Source organism: Bradyrhizobium sp. USDA 4474, assembly GCF_054057515.1.
The window spans coordinates 4,703,260-4,720,625 of record NZ_JBSRZJ010000002.1; the positions used below are offsets into that span (position 1 = coordinate 4,703,260).

The 17,366-nt window shown below is 57.6% G+C and carries 11 protein-coding genes and 4 pseudogenes; 10 read left to right on the forward strand and 5 right to left on the reverse strand.

Going from position 1 to position 17,366, the window contains the following annotated elements; genetic code table 11:
- Positions 1–61 precede the first annotated feature (61 nt).
- On the reverse strand, positions 62–436 hold the full coding sequence (locus ACVW16_RS24035; RefSeq protein WP_456701562.1) for a Nif11-like leader peptide family natural product precursor: 375 nt from the start codon (positions 434–436) through the stop codon (positions 62–64).
- Positions 437–1,097: 661 nt separating this feature from the next.
- Between ACVW16_RS24035 and ACVW16_RS24040 the strand changes: the two genes are divergently transcribed.
- Together ACVW16_RS24040 and ACVW16_RS24045 are read left to right on the forward strand one after the other, a co-directional pair.
- A complete protein-coding gene (locus ACVW16_RS24040; protein ID WP_456705163.1) occupies positions 1,098–2,312 on the forward strand; it encodes an EAL domain-containing protein in 1,215 nt (404 codons plus the stop codon).
- A 1,674-nt stretch (positions 2,313–3,986) separates the two neighbouring features.
- On the forward strand, positions 3,987–4,862 hold the full coding sequence (locus ACVW16_RS24045) for a TauD/TfdA dioxygenase family protein (protein WP_456701563.1): 876 nt from the start codon (positions 3,987–3,989) through the stop codon (positions 4,860–4,862).
- Between the two features lie 882 nt (positions 4,863–5,744).
- On the opposite strand, the gene ACVW16_RS24050 is transcribed toward ACVW16_RS24045, so the two are convergent.
- A complete protein-coding gene (locus ACVW16_RS24050) occupies positions 5,745–6,026 on the reverse strand; it encodes a helix-turn-helix domain-containing protein (RefSeq protein ID WP_456701564.1) in 282 nt (93 codons plus the stop codon).
- A gap of 645 nt (positions 6,027–6,671) precedes the next feature.
- Here ACVW16_RS24050 and ACVW16_RS24055 point away from each other — a divergent pair.
- The 3 genes and pseudogenes from ACVW16_RS24055 to ACVW16_RS24065 all read left to right on the forward strand — a co-directional run bounded on the left by ACVW16_RS24055 (position 6,672) and on the right by ACVW16_RS24065 (position 7,848).
- Positions 6,672–6,905, forward strand: a complete 234-nt coding sequence (locus ACVW16_RS24055) for a DNA -binding domain-containing protein (protein ID WP_456701565.1) — start codon at positions 6,672–6,674, stop codon at positions 6,903–6,905.
- A gap of 164 nt (positions 6,906–7,069) precedes the next feature.
- Positions 7,070–7,153, forward strand: a pseudogene (locus tag ACVW16_RS24060) (transcriptional regulator domain-containing protein); the annotation flags it as partial.
- Between the two features lie 158 nt (positions 7,154–7,311).
- Complete coding sequence (locus tag ACVW16_RS24065) at positions 7,312–7,848, forward strand: DUF2285 domain-containing protein (protein WP_456739946.1); 537 nt, start codon at positions 7,312–7,314, stop codon at positions 7,846–7,848.
- A gap of 265 nt (positions 7,849–8,113) precedes the next feature.
- Here the strand turns inward: ACVW16_RS24065 and ACVW16_RS24070 are convergent, their stop codons facing one another.
- Both ACVW16_RS24070 and ACVW16_RS24075 read right to left on the reverse strand, forming a co-directional pair.
- On the reverse strand, positions 8,114–9,022 hold the full coding sequence (locus ACVW16_RS24070; protein WP_456701567.1) for a LysR family transcriptional regulator: 909 nt from the start codon (positions 9,020–9,022) through the stop codon (positions 8,114–8,116).
- Positions 9,023–9,183: 161 nt separating this feature from the next.
- A complete protein-coding gene (locus ACVW16_RS24075) occupies positions 9,184–9,465 on the reverse strand; it encodes a helix-turn-helix domain-containing protein (protein WP_456701568.1) in 282 nt (93 codons plus the stop codon).
- Between ACVW16_RS24075 and ACVW16_RS24080 the strand changes: the two genes are divergently transcribed.
- Together ACVW16_RS24080 and ACVW16_RS24085 are read left to right on the forward strand one after the other, a co-directional pair.
- Complete coding sequence (locus ACVW16_RS24080; protein WP_456701569.1) at positions 9,464–9,730, forward strand: hypothetical protein; 267 nt, start codon at positions 9,464–9,466, stop codon at positions 9,728–9,730. The two genes, ACVW16_RS24075 and ACVW16_RS24080, sit on opposite strands and share 2 nt — an antisense overlap.
- Positions 9,731–12,267: 2,537 nt before the next feature.
- Positions 12,268–12,552, forward strand: coding sequence for a hypothetical protein (locus ACVW16_RS24085; protein ID WP_456701570.1), 285 nt, complete (start codon positions 12,268–12,270; stop codon positions 12,550–12,552).
- A 1,473-nt stretch (positions 12,553–14,025) separates the two neighbouring features.
- Here the strand turns inward: ACVW16_RS24085 and ACVW16_RS24090 are convergent.
- Positions 14,026–14,895 carry an outer membrane protein gene (locus tag ACVW16_RS24090; protein WP_456701571.1) on the reverse strand — a complete coding sequence of 290 codons (870 nt, stop codon included), beginning with the start codon at positions 14,893–14,895 and terminating at the stop codon, positions 14,026–14,028.
- A 236-nt stretch (positions 14,896–15,131) separates the two neighbouring features.
- Here ACVW16_RS24090 and ACVW16_RS24095 point away from each other — a divergent pair.
- The 3 pseudogenes from ACVW16_RS24095 to ACVW16_RS24105 all read left to right on the forward strand — a co-directional run.
- Positions 15,132–15,430 (forward strand): annotated as a pseudogene (locus tag ACVW16_RS24095) (transposase); the annotation flags it as partial.
- 224 nt (positions 15,431–15,654) lie between these two features.
- Positions 15,655–15,959: pseudogene (locus tag ACVW16_RS24100) on the forward strand (transposase); the annotation flags it as partial.
- Positions 15,960–16,053: 94 nt separating this feature from the next.
- A pseudogene (locus ACVW16_RS24105) lies at positions 16,054–17,145 on the forward strand (IS3 family transposase); the annotation flags it as partial.
- Positions 17,146–17,366 lie beyond the last annotated feature (221 nt).

The window sequence follows — 17,366 nt, forward strand, 5'->3', positions numbered from 1 at the left end:
TCAGTTCTCTTCGGACCTGATTGCTTCCTTGAGGAAGCCTATTCGACCAGAGTTGAAATTGTCAGACCGTGACCGCGACAACAACTACAATAAGAAGAACCATAGCGACTAAGTTTCGGCCCCCGTCCGCGGTTTGAATGGTGGCTGTGCGTACCTGCGAGTTGGAACGGGTCAACGCAGTGGTATGCACAATCTCACTCAAGCCAGCACCGCTCGAATCTTGCTTGCTGCCGACTAGCGCGCCGCGGTGCATCGATTCGAGTCGGCGTGGCGATCGGATGCAGCTTCTAACCTCGTCAAGCGTGAAATCGTAGCCGCGGCTCCTTCCGGCCGCTACAATCGGTGCAAGACCTGTAGCACTCTGTTTAAGGCTTTCAAGCAGACTACCTTCCTTGGCGAGATTGTTGACAAACCGTTCTACCTCAACCTGCGACATCGTCGAGCCTCCGCCAAATGTTGTCACTATGTGTCACCTGCAAGTAATCGGTGACGATGCTGCAACAGAGCAATCGGCGTGCCAAACTGAAATTGCTTCTTTTGGCCTTTTCTGACCGTGCGTATCGTCAACAAGCCGACATTCGTCTTGAACCTAACGAAGGCTCAGCAGAGCGGAATGATATGTCGTTGTCGGTGGTTAGCCCGGACCAGCACAGAGCGACAGACCAGCGCGGCATTCAGCGGAAACCACAGCGCGTCGGGGATGACCCTCGCACACCATTGAGCAATCTGGCCTCTGGTATGCTCGCTAGCTGGTGCACTTGGCTCTGGAGCGAGTGAATAAGCCGGGTATTTGCGTCGGGCTGATCGCCAATCTAGTTCGGTTCTCAAGCAACGATGGATTACGCAGCAAACCTCACTATCGCCAGTCGAATTCCGACTTGCGATGCTTGGCAATGAGTTCCCACATTTGTGGTTGCTATTCCGAATTTTCTAGCGGAAGGCGGCAAGGGTAAAAGTTACCGAACGCATTCCAGACAATTTTACGAATAATGGGCGCTTTAAGCTTACCTGAACTATTCAACCATTGTGCTGAAGCTCTCCATATTTTAGCCAGCCGTACCGCTGACACACCGCGGTCAAACGGGGAGTGGTTTGCGATGGACAATGTGAGCGGTGAGATTGCCGGACCGGGGATGAAGACTTTCGGACGGCGCAAAATGACGCCGCGCGTATGCGTGGTGGATAGCAAGCCCCATCTGCGCGCTTTCATGAGCGAGGTGCTCGAGGATCTCGGCTTCATCACCAGCGAATGCAGCAGTGCGGGCGAGTTGCAATCTATACTCGCTATCGATCTGCCCGACCTGGTCCTGCTTGGCATTGCCGCCGATCGCGTCGAGCCAGGCCAATTTCTGGAGGTCCTCGTACGCGAGGCCTTCGAGGGCAAGGTTCTCGCTGTCGGCGTGCGAGAGTCGATTATCTTGAAGGCGGTGCAGCAGGTCGGCGATGAATATGGGCTTGGGATGCTGCCGCCGCTTACGACGCCCTTTGCGGCCGACACACTCCGCGAGCGCGTGGCAATGCTGCTGCCCGAGGAGCCGGCCCCGAGCCCGGCGGTGCATGTCGGCGAGGCGCTGCATGGGGGCTGGCTCGAGCTCTGGTACCAGTCGAAAATTGACGCGCGCTCGCTGGTTCGCCGCGGTGCCGAGGCGAAGGTGCGCATGCGACACCCAACCTGGGGCGTGGTCCGGCCAGCCTTTTTCATTCCGGAGAGTCACGATCCATATTTCAGCGGCTTGTCCGAGTTCGTGATCGAGCGCGCCCTGCAGGACTGGCATTACCTTTTGGAACGGCAGAGCGCGGTCGATCTATCGATCAACCTGCCGGCGCCGTATCTGAAAAAGCCCCATGCCGTCAGCGATCTCTGCCGCCGCATGCCGATGCATCCGGCCTTTGCTGGGCTTACGATTGAGATCGCCAGCGATGAGGCGATCCACAACCTCGATTTTTTGGCCGAGATCGCTCGCGAAATGAGCTTCCACAATATCGGCCTGTCGATCGACAATCTCGGCGCCAATTGGCCGGAGCTGATGGGGCTGGACAGAATTCCCTTCATCAAGCTGAAAGCCGACCGGCAATTCGTCGCCGGCTGCGGCAATGACCGGCTAAAACGCACGGTGTGCCGTCACATCGTTGAGCTCGCACAGGACTACGGCGCGCGCGCCGTAGCTGAAGGAATCGAGAGCGGGGCTGACCTGGCGGCCGTGAGCGAGCTCGGGTTCGACCTCGTCCAGGGCTATCTGTTCGGCAAACCGATGCCACTGAAGAAGTTTGCTAGAAGCGCTTTGAGACCGACCGCGATGAAGCAGGAGTGAGGCGCGAAAGCTTACACATAGCGCCGCGCGAAGAACACGCAAACGATCAACAGCGCCGCCGCGGCGACTATGCTCCAGGCAACTGGCCCGTGCTGTCCGCCGACTGCATAACACACGCAGGTTGCCTGATGCTCGCACGCATTTGCGACAAAGGCATGTAAGCATCAGATCTAGTCTATCGCCCGCAATTGAGGAGGTTCCACGTATTTTCATACGAGTATTGAGGATACGTCACGTCGTGTAGCTCTCGCGTACTGAGATCATGCGTCCATACGAAACTGGGCGGTCCGCCGATGAAAAACCTCTGTTGGCGCAACGGCCTTGAATCTGGGCCGGTGATGACCTACGGCGGTATCGAGCTAGTCTGAATCGGTTTTGGGAATTCAACCAGCGCGTTTCTGATTCAGCATGCCGGCTGGATAGGAGGCCGGCATTGATGGGCAAGGCATGTTATTTGGATATTCGGAAGCGTGTTGTAGCGGCAGTTGAGGACTGGATGCCCCGAAATTGGGCTGCCGCAGCGCTTTGAACTGGCCATCAGCACGCGATGAGCTGGATGAACCGGGTCGACGAGACCGGCAACGTTGAGTCAATCGGGATCGTGGCCACAAGCCAAAGGCGATCTCGGGCAAGTATACGGAAATTGGCGGTAGGCAGTCGATTAAAGGAAAAGCCTTTTCCCCATCGTACGCCTCGCGCCGGCTTTCCCTTTAATCCGCTGCGGCAGTTAGACCCACAGGGAAAGAAAGCTTCGTTTAGGATCTGAACTCCGAAGTGTCGTCGGTGTCGTGCACTCATGGCAGGGCAAAATAACCATCCGGAATTTGCGGCTTGCAGTCTGAAAGCGCAGAGACGCATGGTTGTCTGGCCGGCGCTCTGTGCCACGAAGCCAAACAGCATGCAGTCCGTAAGGAGCATTACGTCTCCTGGCAGACCAAACGCAGGCCATCGCCGCAAGAGCCTGAATTGGTGCCGAGTGCAAGCTTTCGAAAATTGGGGGATTAAGTCCGTTGTTTAAGCCGCCTCACAAGTTGCAGTCTTCTTGCTTTACGCTTGTGCCGCTAGTGGGCGCGGAAGCGAGTGATCAGCTGATGAAACAGCTCGCGCATTGAACAACTCCAAGTCGCAAAAAAAATGATTGGCATTCATTTAAGTAGTTGAGTATCTATCATACATCTTCAGGTAGACATGGATAGGCGGTGGTTTGGTCCGCTTCGCGAGTGCATGCCGCGAACCAGTTCCCATCTTCGTCTGCACATGTGCGGTGTGGTTGAATGAGGACGGCGCGGTCGTTGTTCGAGGATTTTCCAAGCATCAGTTCTGAGGCGAGGCGAACGTTGCGCGAGCTCAAAAAGAAAGCTGGTTTCGTTTCATGGACTGGACATGGATTGCGTCTATGATCTCCACTGTTCGATCAGGCTGCAAATCGATGTGGTGGCCTCATGTGGAGCGATCTTTGAGAGAGGCACTCGCCTTGTCGACACGCAGAGGGAGTTGGATTCTAAAAAACTGGTGGTGTGTATCAGAATGCGGCCGCTTGATTGAGCAGTAGTGAGCGCGCTGAGACAAATCGGAGATGCGTGTCATGAAGACTGTCTTGCCGGTTTGTCGCCTGGCACGACCACCACGGAGCGTGTTTAGACATCCAGAGAGAGGCACGTCATGAGTGGAACTATGGCTGTTGATAACATCATTCTGCAAGCAAACATCGTCAAACACTCGGACCGGCTTGGTGCCGAAATCAAGAACGTCAAGCTGTCAGACGATTTGCCTGACGATGTCATCGTAGCGTTCCGCCAGCTGCTATTAGAGCATAAAGTCATTTTCTTCCGTGATCAGGGACATCTCGACGATGCCCAACAACAGCGTTTCGTGCTGCGGCTCGGCTCGCTGACACCGGATTTGACAATGGAAGACACAATGGGCGGTTTAGCGATTCGGCAGGAGCTGCCTGATCGGGCCTGGAATCATCTCAATCAGATGAACGATGAGCGCACCCGCACAGCCATCTCGGTGCTGCGGCTCGCAGCAGGTTCGCCTTTTGGCGGCGACATTGCTTGGTCGAACAGGGCGGCCGCTTATCTTGATCTTCCCGATTCCCTGCGGATGCTTGCAGATAATCTCTGGGCTGTGAGCTTCGGCGTATCTGATCTCTCTGCGCCAGAGAAGAACACCGAACCCAATAAGCGGCCTTGGTGCGGCGTATCGACCGGAACGATATACGAAACTACACATCCAATTGTTCGTGTTCATCCCGAGACCAGCGATCGCATGCTCTCGCTCGGTCGTTCCGTAAAGAACTTCGTCGGCCTGCAGCGCTATCCCAGCCAAAGACTGTTTGAACGGCTGCAATCCTATCTCATCGCGCCCCGGAATACCCTGTGCTGGAACTGGAAATCAGGCGACGTCGTAATCTGGGACAATCGGGCGACTGAGCCGTATCCCGTGAGCAAATCAAGTCCCCCTCACTGGATGATGGACCAGTTTGCGATCGACGCCCGCGTACCGCACGTGAAGAGGCCGAAATCAAGGGCGGCAAAGGCAGCCTGACACTGTCCACATCTTCCGGATCACGTCAGACGGCTGGAAACCCAGGTACAGTTGCGGCCCTGCACTGTCGCGGAGCCGCCCGTCCTATGCGAGCAACGGCTAACCGGCGCAGCTGCCACCTGGTAGGCTTCTTCCAGGCGCAACAGCATCCACCTTCAGGCATGCTCTCTGCTCCCCGGTCAAACCGATGACGCTGCATTTTTTGATGATCCGCATCCGTTGGCTCTCGCTACGCGGGTCACTCGGTTTCATCGTCTCGGGATAGTAAGGACCGACGTCGCTCACACCCAATTCACGTCTCAAACTGGCGAGGCGTCAGATCGCCGTGATTCACATCGCGCCCGCGCCCCCGACAGAAACTATCCCGCTGGCGATCGTGCCGGCCGTGTCCATGGACAGGCCGCAATCGAGCCTTCCAGGAGCCCTAAATTGCGCCCCCGCAAGAGCATCGCTACTCCCCGATCTTCGGCCGGCCGAGAGCTCCCATCCTCTAGCCGTCGACAGCTCTGGAGGACCGATCTGCTCCCATGCTCTTGCGCACTACGTTAGGAGGTCCCTCGATGCCGTTGCGGAAGTCTTTCGGTTGGGCCATTGGGATCCCCGACCTTATAGACGACAAACCGACCAAAGCTCTAAACGGACTCCCCGAGAACTTCGGTTTCTACCGACGGCGGCGGTAGGATACGCGAGCGGCGCAAACCCTTCTTTCGAAGATGCTCCGCCTTATAACAGGCCGCTCCGACGGAGCACTAAGCGAAACCTTGTTGGGAGTACATCGGCTGGAGCAGGAGATTGGAAGGGTCGGCCGCAGATCGATGAAGCACGTGGGGGGCACCGGCTCGATTCCGCACAAGCGTTAGCAGAAAACTGGCTCGCTCAATATTACATCTTGTTTCGGCCAAGCCGTCCTGGCTTGCGCCCTCTCGACATTGGCTTGGGGGGCGTTGCACCTTTAGCCGGCTGCGTGAATAATTCGGACAAGTGAATACCCAAAGTCGAGGCGATGCGTTCCAAGAGATCAATAGTCGGGTTCTCTTTCTTCTGCTCAATGCGCCCCATGTATGAGCGGTCGATTCCGGCATCATAGGCCAATTGGTCTTGCGGAATGCCGCGTTCTACGCGGATCCGGCGCACATTCCAGGCCACAAGCGCACGAGCGTTCATGCGCAGAGGCAGCCATTCCGACGATTATGAAACCACTGGTTATAGCCCGACTATTACGATAAGCTCGTAGCCAGCTGTGGTTGTCCTCTCTAATTGCTTCGAGAAATCAGGCAATGGTGAGGTGCTGACCCAGTGCCGTCTTCTCGTTGACCACGGCAAGCGATTCTGGCGAGGGCAATAACTTGCGACCAACAACAGATAACGGACCGCGGTCAGCGTTGTTTTCGGCGCACCGCAACTAGATAGGACGAATATTCAAGCCAGAGCTCAAATGGAAACGAATATTCTCCAGTTGGCTGGTTCTGGTGGTTGCCTTTCACGAGTGCCGTCGGCCTGGTCCCCACGAACCATCATGCTCTTCCGCCAGGAACAGCAAGGACACCTCGTTGCGGCGCGCATGTGCGATCGCTTCCGGTCTGACCTGCGATGAAAAAGAGAAGGCGCAGCACGGAGCGGACGGGCCAATGTGAGCCGATATGCGATTGCCGCCTTTGGCGCGAAAAGGAGATTAGCGTGCGACCATTGGGTAGGTATCAAAGCGACCAAGAATTCGTTATCGTTGCTCTGATTTCGGCCGATTTTTCAGCTGGGTAGGAGTTTTAAGCAGTGCCAGCAGGGCCGAAGATCGCAGAATTGGCGCCCAGCGTGGACGAGCTCACGCCCTATGACAGGGAGCACGCTGTTGCCTACATGCGACTTCTTGATGCCGACGCTGCGAAGGCAGATTGGCGTGAAATTGCGCGCATCGTGCTTGGGCTTGACCCGACCGTTGAACCGGATCGAGCCCGACGCACATTCGAAAGTCATCTGACGCGGGCCAAGTGGCTAGCGGGCAAGGGCTATCGTGATCTGTTACATCGGGGTTGGCCAAAACAATGATCGGCGCGAATGCCGAAGGTCATCGCAATCATCGCAATCGCAAAAGTTGATTGTTCCATCGATTAGTTGCATCGAAGACGCGCACACGGCAAGCAAGCAGCCGGAAACCGCCACAATCATCGGGTGCATTTCCCCGCATCTGAAGATTGTGCGGGAAAGGTGTGATGGCGAATACTGATTGGAAATCTGAGGAAGCGTACAGCGGCTTGAAGACGGCAGATGCTGCCGACCTGGCTTGGGAGTGGCTACGCCGGGATCAAGACTACCAAGAGGATTATAAGCGGTTATCTCGCCGCGAACATTCAAGCGCGGCCGGCGGGCGAGTTCCGACGCAAGTGGGGGCTCTCGTTTTCCGGCTGATCCGCAAAAGACTTTCGACAAGCAAGCAATCTTTTGGGCACCTGAGGTGCTGCCGACCGTACTGGCTGTGCGGGCGGCCAACCGCATTGCGCCCGAAAGTTATCCGCTCGATTTCGACAATCTGCCGGGCGGCGCGCTTCGCCGTGCGCCGGATGGATGGCATGCGATCGTGCCGCTCGGAGGCACGCAGCATCGCCTTTGGCTCGGGAAGCTTCCGGCGAGCGGAAATGCTCTGCTCGTTGATCTGCCGCTCGATGCCGGTTTCGAGCTTCGCCTAGGGGCTGCCCGTCAATTTTGGCTTGCCCTTGAGCGTCGAGCGCTCGGAGATTCGCCACTTGCCTTACCTGCTTTGAAGCGGCGTCGGGTGATCCTGGCGTTGCGCGCAGTGGATGGATGGCAGGAAGGAAATAGCTATCGCCAAATCGCGCAAGGGCTGTTTGGAAGTCATCGTATTGCCGAGCGCGCCTGGAAAACAGACGATTTGCGCAGCCGAACCATTCGACTTGTTAAGCTGGGGCAGCGCCTCATGCGCCTGCGCTGGCGAGCATTGCTCGACAAGCGCAGGGGCAGTGATGACAAGTAGTGGGTTGCGGCACGATCAATGGCTAACTTCCGTGCTGCCAGCCAACTCTTCTGCTGCCGGGTCCGATGGTGGATAGGATAAAGTCTTTGCGCTCCGATACCTCGCTATGCCGTCTTGATTGCTGCAACAGAGGGGGCGCTATCTCCGTAGGCTTTAGCTACTGGCGGCCGCGAATTCGGCAAATCCTTCAACAGTCGCGCAACTCGATTATGCCGCGCTCGACATGAACATGGGTCTCCTCCTGCCGCGGAGGGACCGCTAGACCTCAGGCAGCCTGCGCAGGTGCTACCTTCTTGCAAAGACGAGCCAGCCATCGGCAAAAAGAACGTGCGATCTCGGGGTGCGCGCTGCGATCTACGGCATAGGCGCGATATCGCATGCCGCTTGGAGTGCGGGTGCCAGGGATGATTTGCAAAGCGCCCCCTTTGACCAGATCTCCGACGATGATTTCCGGCGCGACAAGAAGGCATTTTCCCGTCATGACAGCAGCCAGAGCAAGATAGTTGTGATCATACCGGGCGCCTACTCGTATATCGCTCGAAGACAGATTCATGGCTCTCAGCCATGTCGGCAGGATGTCGGGGCGGGATGTGATGTTCAGTATCGGGGTCGTGCGAACAACCGAGAGCTCTCTGCCTCCGACCAGATTTGGTGGGCCGACGCACACGAGCTCCTCTTTGTAAATCTCCCAACTGTCGGCGGGTTCGATGAGCGAAAGATCCCGTGTAATCAAAATATCGAAATCATCCGAAGATGTCGGGTGCGCCAGCGAGCTGATGATGTCCACGATAACGCCACCCGCTTCAGAAGAGAAAGCCTGCAGATTTGGAATAAGGAGAGAGAAAGCAAAGGTCGATAATGACGTGCGGACCACGATCCGATTCGTTCCTGCGCCTGCACGGCGTCGCATTCTCTTCGCCGTGAAACTGACGGTTTCGAGCGGTTCAGACACTGCGTTCGCGAATAGCCTTCCGAACTCGGTCAGATCGCTGCGCCGTCCACGCCGCTCGATGAGGTCAGCCCCCAGATAATCCCGCAGTACAGCCAAATAACGGCTGACCGAACTTTGCGTTGTTCCCAAAGTGGTGGCCGCGCGCGTGACGCTGCCTTCGCGGGCAACGGTCACAAACGCGCGGATGGCATTTAAAGGAACTTCATCGTCTTGAGCCGCCATTGTCTGCTCCGGCGCCAGAATCAAAGTCCATCACAATATTCGATGCCCATAGCCGGATCGCTGCATATCAGTGTCCGCCACGCATAAAATCCTCGTGTGAGCGCAACACCTGCGCCGGGAGCGCACGACATCAGTGTCGCAGATCGTGTTTGTCGGGGGACTTAAATCTTTTTGCCGCGTTTGGGCTTCGGCTTGCGGCCTTTAGGTAAGGTTGCAGGTGGCGGGGCGCCCTTGGATGGCCGAAGAAACAGTTCGGAGACAGGTACGCCGAGCGTCTCGGCAAGGCGATCAAGAAGATCGACTGTCGGGTTCGCTTCTTGGCGTTCAAGTCCGCTCATGTAGGAGCGATCAACTCCTGCATCGTAAGCCAGTTGCTCCTGCGGAATACCGCGCTGGACGCGGATCCGGCGCAGATTGTAAGCCACAAGCGCACGAGCTCTCATGCGCGAAGGCAGCCATTTCGACGGTCATCAAACCACTGGCTATAACCTACATAAAAAGATCAGCGGACTGGAAGGCCTGGGTGCCACCCGTATCGTTTTCCCGAACGCTACTGGCGCGGCCTGCAAAAAGGGTATGTCGATTCAATTCACGGCGGCACAGGCCTTTTGGGCGCCGACCGAATCTCACTCGAGCTGGCGGCTCGGCAACGGTTCGATTCCGCTGCCCAACTCGCACGAACGGCCTCGAGGCAAACAAAGAAGCTGACTGAGCGAGGCGATGCTCCTCCATTCATCGAAATGGAGCTGCAGCTCCGATGAAATGAGCTGGCGCAGACGATCGCGAACGCAGCGATAGCCGTCCAGCCGTCTTTGTAGTGGTCTTAATCCCTGGATCAGCGCAGACTGCGTGTGCAGGGACCCTAATCGCGTTCACTCTCTGGACTCCGCGAATTTCGTCTAGCGGTACAACATCTTTGTGGACGTTCCGCACTCTACGTTCAGCCTGATACGGAATTTTAGGCTCTCCCGATCGCTGAAGAGGCACGACGGCGAACTCTCTTGGCTGAGGCTCAAGTCGCGCCGGTCAGGTTATCAAGTACAAGGACCAGTTCAAATCAAACGCGGTACGGCAAATCGTAACCTATTTTGGCAGCAGCCATTGGCTGCAGAAGAGTGGAGTCCAGAGAGCAAAGTCTCGCAGCGTCGACTTGGAACGCGCACGCGATTCTGCGAGGGCAAGCGGCAAGCGCCGCGAATTGGATCCGCCAATGTTTAGTCAAACAGATGGCCACGCGTATCGCTACCCACCCATGAGCCCGAGCGAATTGGGATTCAGCGCGCGCGCGAGACTTGCTGAGAGGCTTCGGCTTGGGCGTTGTCTTGACCATTCGAGCACCGGGGGCCGGCTTACCTTTAGGTCACTCAGCTGGGAGACTTCGATGTTGCCGAGCGGTGCCAACAGCGACGAGGGTGTCAGGAAAGAGTTGTTGCAGAACACGGAGAGCAGCGCAGGCGAGACTGGCGCCATGGAAAGAATCCGATGCTGCTCCTGGTATCCGGTATGATACGAAACTAGCGGGTGGTTCGGCGATTGGGCAGTGAAACCCTGAAAGCGCTATTCCTGGCCGATGTCGCAAGCCTGTTTGTCGCCGGGCACGTTTGCTCCCGTGAGGGGCAAGCCCTTGCGGTGCTACCAAGTGGTATTGCCGAGCGGTGCCGCCGGGCACCTACCTGTCCTCGTGGGCAAACCTTCAAAGACGCTGTCCCAACCTGCGCCAGCGACGTCAATAGTTAACGGCGACGTGACTCGGCGCTCAATCCCTGGAAAAGCGCTGTCCCTGCCACGCCGCCGCTAACCCTGGCGCCAGCCTTGCCCCATTCGGCATCAACGCTGGCACTTAGCCACCTAGGGTGCCGCCAGGTTGTAGGCTTAGTACGACTGCCAATCACCTACCTCAATGGGTTGGTTGGTCTGCTACTTTCTACGCTGGTCCGCTACCTCCGCGGAGAAATTGCAGATGCCCAGATACCAAACCGCCCCGCTGCATGAAAAAAGGCTTACACGCTGCCATTCATGAGAGCCCAAGAATGTTGGCGGAGTAAGACGGGAGGCATGGAAGCGATCGCTTGAAAGACCACACGCGCCGCAAAATCTAACGTCGCCAATCTCCCTTGGCACAAGCAGGCCGGGTGTCCGTGCTGAAAAAGCATGACAGTACGGCTACCAGGGTCGTTTCTCCGACACCGGAAAGCAGCGCGGGCGCGACTCGGCGCCGGTCGGTTTGGGACTAGATCGGCGCTGTCCCTGCCGCGCCTGCGCTGCAGATTGAGGTTAGCAGGAGCGTGACTCGGCGCTGTCCCCTTCTGGTTATGGCGCTGTCTCTACCACGCCTCGCGAACCCCAACGGCTCTGTATCCACCCTAGCTTTCCAAAAGCTGACAGAACCTGTGCGGCAATTCACAAACAAACAGCAACTGTTGTGACGCACGCGGACCATGCTCACTGCCGGCCGCTGACCGCCCCATCAGCCCGTGCAGCCAAAAATGAAACCGATCGCTCCCGAGCCTCGCGCAAAGTATTTCTCTACGGTATAGGCTCGGGCCGAGCACAGACTTCAACGAACCCAGTCATCGCGACCAGAAAATTGGTCTTTGAGCATGCGTGTGCGCACAGCATGATATGCTTTGGTAGTCTGTTCAGTTGAAGGACTGTCCTCAGAGAGGGGGTGGTGCGCGCCAATTCGTATTCGCTTGGCCTCAATACTCGCGAAGGCCGCATCGGGCTGCGCAACGTAGTGCCGACCGTTACCGACCAGTGTTGTGGGCCGGCAGCTTTGCCGTATAGCCCGGCTATATCGCGTGTCTAATCGGTTAAGTGGTTGGCCGGCAAGTTTTTCAAATGACGAAACACATTCGTTAGCCGCATCACCACAGCGGCAGGAAGTCGCAGTCGATCACCGTCTCCGAATAACCAGTCGCCAGGGGCGGGTTCATCAGCCGCGAATAGAGCTCAGGATCAATGGCCATCGATGAGTTGAGGCGATATCACATGGCGCTTAGCCCGCGCCGCCTGAGCTTAGGCCGTTTTCCGAGGTGCAGCCAACGCCATCGGCTCCGATCGGTTCGATGCGCCAGCATCGGGTCTGCCAACTAATGCGTGCCGCCGCGGTTACTATCGCATAGAGCGCTGTCAATTGTCACTACCAGATCTGAGTGTTTGGGGAAGCAACACTTGTATCGTAAGGTTACGGAAAGGTCGGATGCACATATGCGTCTTTCCATCAAGCTTCGAGACGCAATGCCATGGCAAACCTGAACCTCAGCTCCCAATCTTTCGCCGATGCATGCGCGCGACAGCGGACCGCCACCGACCAAAAACTCACTAAATTTGAAGCACTGATCCCGAGACGTTCAGGTTTCCAGACGAGACGTGTCATGAAGCCAATAGCGCGGGTCGCAGCAGCAACAAGGCGGGCTCGGGCACTCTCCGATTTCGACCGGTGCTGCGCAATCTGGTGGCTCTATCGCCTCCATTTCGGCATCAACCGCAACGTGATTTTGGGACTTGCCGCCGTCACGGTCGCCTAGGAGAGATCCCGCTGCGGCATAAGCGACTCGTTCACATCGTTCAACATTGCCGTTTGCATCAATCACGCGAGAATGATGATTGTCAAAGGATGATGTTGTGGCACTGTTGGTTGTCTAAACGCGGTTCTTTTTGATAGTGCGAGCAGGATAAGGCATACTACAGGAAAACACGAGAGTGTGCTTTGCCGGGGCTGGATACGCGACGGAAGACGCGGACGACTTCTACAGAACTGTATGCAAGAATGAGTCCGATAAATTTTATGGTGGCAAAGCCAGATACGCTGAGGGGGCCGCCTCGTAGGCGACTGTCGAAGAATCGAAGCATTCGGCGACGCACGTCTTGGTGAAATAGACTCCAAAAAGCGGATCGGTTGGCTAGCTCGGCTTGAGCGTTCCATCGCAAGGGACGCGGAAGATCAAGGTGGCGCACAAGGCGAAGATAGCGCTGGAGGCTCTGCGGGAGCATGCGACGGTGGGGCCGATCCTGGGGTGCTGTCCAGAAATTCGCACTTTGATCAGACGACGGCTCCGGTTTCAGAGAGTTGTGGGTTATAGAGCGGTCGCATGTTCATGTAGCATTTGGTCGGCCACGCCGTTCCGGCAATGTGCCGCAGCCGGGCCGCCGCCAAGTTGGGGCAGGATTGACTGTCGGAGAAGATGCCGACAATACGGGTTCGACGCCGAATCGATGCGCTTGAGCGGATTTTTCGTTTGAGTCTTCCACCTATGGATGTCCGGCAACGTAAAGTAGGCGAGCGTCTCGTAGGTGCCGGCGGCCTGCTGCTCGCGCCGCTGATGTTCGATTCAGCTCTTGCATCAACGGCGGCGACAAAACTGTCTTGAGCTTCGGCAGATCCGCCAACCATCACGGGTGCCTTGGCCGGCGTTTTCCGTGGCCGTTGCCGGCGGCATGCTGATCTTCGGTGGCGAGCTCAACGATTTCGCTAGGTGCCTCATGTATGTTGTGCTCGTCGCCGGCATTCTCGCGCCACATCTATTCCGATACCGAGAGCCGCTCAGCTTCCAACGCTGATACGGCGAGCGAGAGCTTGCGCACCCCGGTCCGCGAAGTCGAGCAGTACCTCGCGAGCGTCCTGTCAACCCGGCCCATGGAGACGCGCGATGTATTTCGACCGTGGCGACGGCCGAGCTCAATCAGGTCGACCAAGCTCACCGATGATGCGCAGGTTGTTGCTAATGGAGGGGCGCTGTCCTCTTGAGGCTCAGCGCGCGTCTGCTCCACGAAAAATATGATGATTGGCCGGGTCCGTCCGCGCCACCAGCTTCGTGGGTGTGAATCCCCGAGAAGGCGGTCCTGCCCGGCCCATCAATGCCTCTCATCATCCATCTCCTGCAGATATCCAAGCGGTTTCGGCCGCATTGGACGGGGAGCGCATGGAGACGAGCTCGCTGCATCGAGCGTGAGTTGCCGTAGGAGAGGCAGAGCGTCGCCAGATCAAAGCTCCTGCCGAGTCAGAAGTGGTAGTTCACGCCAACCCGGATCGTATGAATCTGCTGCTTGAAGGAGATAGGCGTCCTGACCCCAACAGCGATGGCACCAGGCGCACCATCTCCCGTCTGCACACGGCCTGCTGCCGAGACCGGAAGCGCCACGTCTTGCCTGCCGAAATCGAAGTAGTCATACTCAACTTTCGCTGACCAGCCGGGCAGGAAGGCATACTCGATGCCCGCACCCAATGTGCCGCCAAAGATGTTCTTGCTCGCTCGTCCATCGACGGCACCGTTAGCAGCAAAGCCCGTCCCCAAATTCGACGTAACGGCGAAGGACTGGTTGATGCCAATGCTGGAATCGGCCCAAGCCGCCCCGCCCTTGATGTAGACCAAGCCGCGGTCGCCCACCGTGACGCCAATCCGTCCGGTGATATCCGCAATCCATTTGGCCTCGTGCGTGCAGTTCAAGAGGACAAAGCAGCCAGTGCGCCCCTTGATACCACTCCATAAAAAATCGCCTTCCAGGCCGTACACGATCACGCCAGACTGCAAGTTGTAACCGGCTTGTACACCGCCGAGGAAGCCGTTCATCTGTACCTGCGGCATTGGCACATTCAAATCGACAGTGCCTCCGATGAGCTGGTTTACAGACTGGTTGACGGGAGCGCCAATGAATGTATTGCCCACACCGAGGTCGGTCTGGCTGTTCCCCCAACCCGAGCCTAGACTGCCTCCGATGTAACCTCCAGTCCAGCTGAAGAGAGGAGCAACGGGAGTTGGCGCTTTGATAACAGCTGCCGCAGGCAAGTCAGCAGCCAAGCTTCCGCTCCCAAAAGCAATCGCCCCGAATGCAATGATGCCCGCGAGCGACAATTGCTTGTTGCACTTCATCCTAGAGTCCTCCTGCTGGACACAGAAAAATATTGCGTAGTTTGGTCCCAAGTTGTGGTTATCTCGATATTTCGAGCTGGCAGGCAGATCACCTCTCAAATCCGGTAGGGGGCGCCAAAGCTTCGGTCGTGTCTCTGATGGTGGTGTAGCTCGGTAGAGCAAAGCTTTGCCGAAGTTACCGGCACTTCTCCGGTAGGATCAGGGCGCGACACGCCCACGCAACCGAGGAACCACCGATGACCGATGCCATGACGAACCTGCGCACGCTCGTGGAGAAAACCCCTGATGCCGATCTGTTGCGCGAGACGATCGGCTTTGCGGCCAAGCGCCTGATGGGGCTTGAAAGCCAAAACTAGTCTCGGCTATGGCGAGAAGACCCTCGAGCGACTGGCCCAGCGCAATGGCTACCGCGACGGGATCTGGGGGGCCGCGCTGGCGCAGTCGAACTACGCATCTCAAGCTGCGAAAGGGCTCCTACTTCCCTGGCTTCTCGGAGCCGTGCCCGATGCAAGTTAAGAGCTGCCGGCGCGTGGTCTCCGCCTTCGTCGCCTCCGCGTTCGCCCAGGACGATTGAGGCCGCTCTCGACTGTTGAACCTCACGGGGCCGTAGCAGCATTTACGAGTCGTCCAGAAACGATGGTCCCGGTCAACAACTGGCCCAAACTTCGGCGTCGTCGCATGATCTGAGGCCGGCAAACTGGACCATTTCTGGCTAGAGTTGGCGCTGCATAAATCCCTCGACTGGCAGGAGCGACGACGATGAAGGCCTCGAAGTTTTCGGACGCCCAGAAGGCGTTCATTCTCAAGCAGGGCAGCGACGGGGGCGCGGTGGCGGAGATTTGCCGCAAGGCCGGGATCAGCCAGGCAACCTACTTCAATTGGAAGAAGAAGTATGACGGGCTGCTGCCGACCGAGATGCGCCGGCTGAAGCAGCTCGAGGACGAGAACGCCAAGCTGAAGAAGCTGGTCGTCGATCCGTCGCTCGACAAGGAGATGCTGCAGGACGTGATCCGCCGAAAGCCATGAAGCCTGGTCGGAAGCGCAAGCTGGTCGATGAGGTTTGTGGTGAAGTGGACCCCCGGATTGTGGACCCCCGGATTGTGGACCGGCGGCTTAGGTGGTGCGGATGCCGTTCCGCTTTGATAAACGGAGCGGACCATGAAGAAGATGAGACGGAAAATCGATGCGGCGCTGAAGGCAAAGATCGCCTTGGAGGCGCTACGAGAACAATCAACGGTGACGGATCTGGCGGCGCTACCAGGTGCATGTGAACCAGATTTATGCGTGGAAGAAGCAGCTTCAGGATCAAGCGGTTCGGGCGTTCGACGCGGGCGCCGGTCGGGATGGCGAGGCGACCCACGAACTGGAGGTCGAGAAGCTCCACGCCAAGATCGGACAATTGATGGTCGAGCGAGATTTCTTAGCCAGGAGGTCCGGAAGATGAGCGCGCCGGATCGCCGAGGATTGCTTCAGCGCGATCATGAGAGTCTATCGATCCGCCGGCAATGCCAACTGCTGAGCGTTGCGCGATCGAGCGTATATCGGCCGCCGCGGCCGGCCAATGACAACGACCTTGAGCTGATGCGACGGATCGACCAGCTGTTCATGGCCTGGCCGTTCCTGGGCTCGCGGCGGATGACGGCGATGCTCAATGGCGAAGGCTGTCGCATCAATCGCAAGCACGTGCAGCGGTTGATGCGCAAGATGGGCATCGCGGCGCTGGGACCAAAGCCCAGAACCACAAAGCCGGTGCCGGGACACAAAATCTTCCCGTATCTCTTGCGCCTTATGGTGATCGACCGGCCAAATCAAGTGTGGGCGGCCGATATCACCTATGTGCCGATCGGCCAGGGCTTTCTATATCTGGTGGCGATCATCGATTGGGCGAGCCATGCGGTGCTGGCTTGGCGCCTGTCGAACACGATGGACACATCGTTCTGTGTGTCTGCGCTCGAAGAGGCCTTGGCGCGCTTCGGCCGGCCTGAGATATTCAATACCGACCAGGGCAGCCAGTTCACCAGCGCCCCCTTCATCGGCACGCTGGCCGCAACCGGCGTCAGGATCTCGATGGACGGTCGCGGCCGCTGGATGGACAACGTGTTCATCGAGCGGCTGTGGCGCTCGCTCAAATAGGAGGACATCTATCTCAAGGGTTATTCGGATGGCCACGAGGCCAAAGCCGGAATCGCCCGATGGATCGAGTTTTACAATTTCCAGCGCCCCCATCAGGCGCTGGAAAACCGCGCGCCGATGGCGGGCAGGTGTCACCGGCGCATTCGGCGAAGAGGCTGTGGATATGACCTTCTCGCAAGCGAGAAGCTTGGACAACGCTGCGCGTTGCCCACATCCCCACAGCCACGACAGCAGCAAGCAACAGTGGCGTAAAGTATCGGGAAGAACGAACGGTAGCAAGCTGCACTTAAGAAACCAGACCCGGTGGTCCTCAACATAGGGTCCACTTCAGTATCCCG

Excerpts from the sequence above, each read along its gene's own strand:
- ACVW16_RS24050 (WP_456701564.1), bottom strand. The coding sequence starts at position 6,026 with ATGAACGCTCGTGCGCTTGTGGCCTGGAATGTGCGCCGGATCCGCGTA.
- ACVW16_RS24075 (WP_456701568.1), bottom strand. The coding sequence starts at position 9,465 with ATGAGAGCTCGTGCGCTTGTGGCTTACAATCTGCGCCGGATCCGCGTC.
- ACVW16_RS24040 (WP_456705163.1), top strand. The coding sequence starts at position 1,098 with ATGGACAATGTGAGCGGTGAGATTGCCGGACCGGGGATGAAGACTTTC.
- ACVW16_RS24070 (WP_456701567.1), bottom strand. The coding sequence starts at position 9,022 with ATGGCGGCTCAAGACGATGAAGTTCCTTTAAATGCCATCCGCGCGTTT.
- ACVW16_RS24085 (WP_456701570.1), top strand. The coding sequence starts at position 12,268 with ATGGCAAACCTGAACCTCAGCTCCCAATCTTTCGCCGATGCATGCGCG.
- ACVW16_RS24080 (WP_456701569.1), top strand. The coding sequence starts at position 9,464 with ATGCGCGAAGGCAGCCATTTCGACGGTCATCAAACCACTGGCTATAAC.
- ACVW16_RS24035 (WP_456701562.1), bottom strand. The coding sequence starts at position 436 with ATGTCGCAGGTTGAGGTAGAACGGTTTGTCAACAATCTCGCCAAGGAA.
- ACVW16_RS24090 (WP_456701571.1), bottom strand. The coding sequence starts at position 14,895 with ATGAAGTGCAACAAGCAATTGTCGCTCGCGGGCATCATTGCATTCGGG.
- ACVW16_RS24045 (WP_456701563.1), top strand. The coding sequence starts at position 3,987 with ATGGCTGTTGATAACATCATTCTGCAAGCAAACATCGTCAAACACTCG.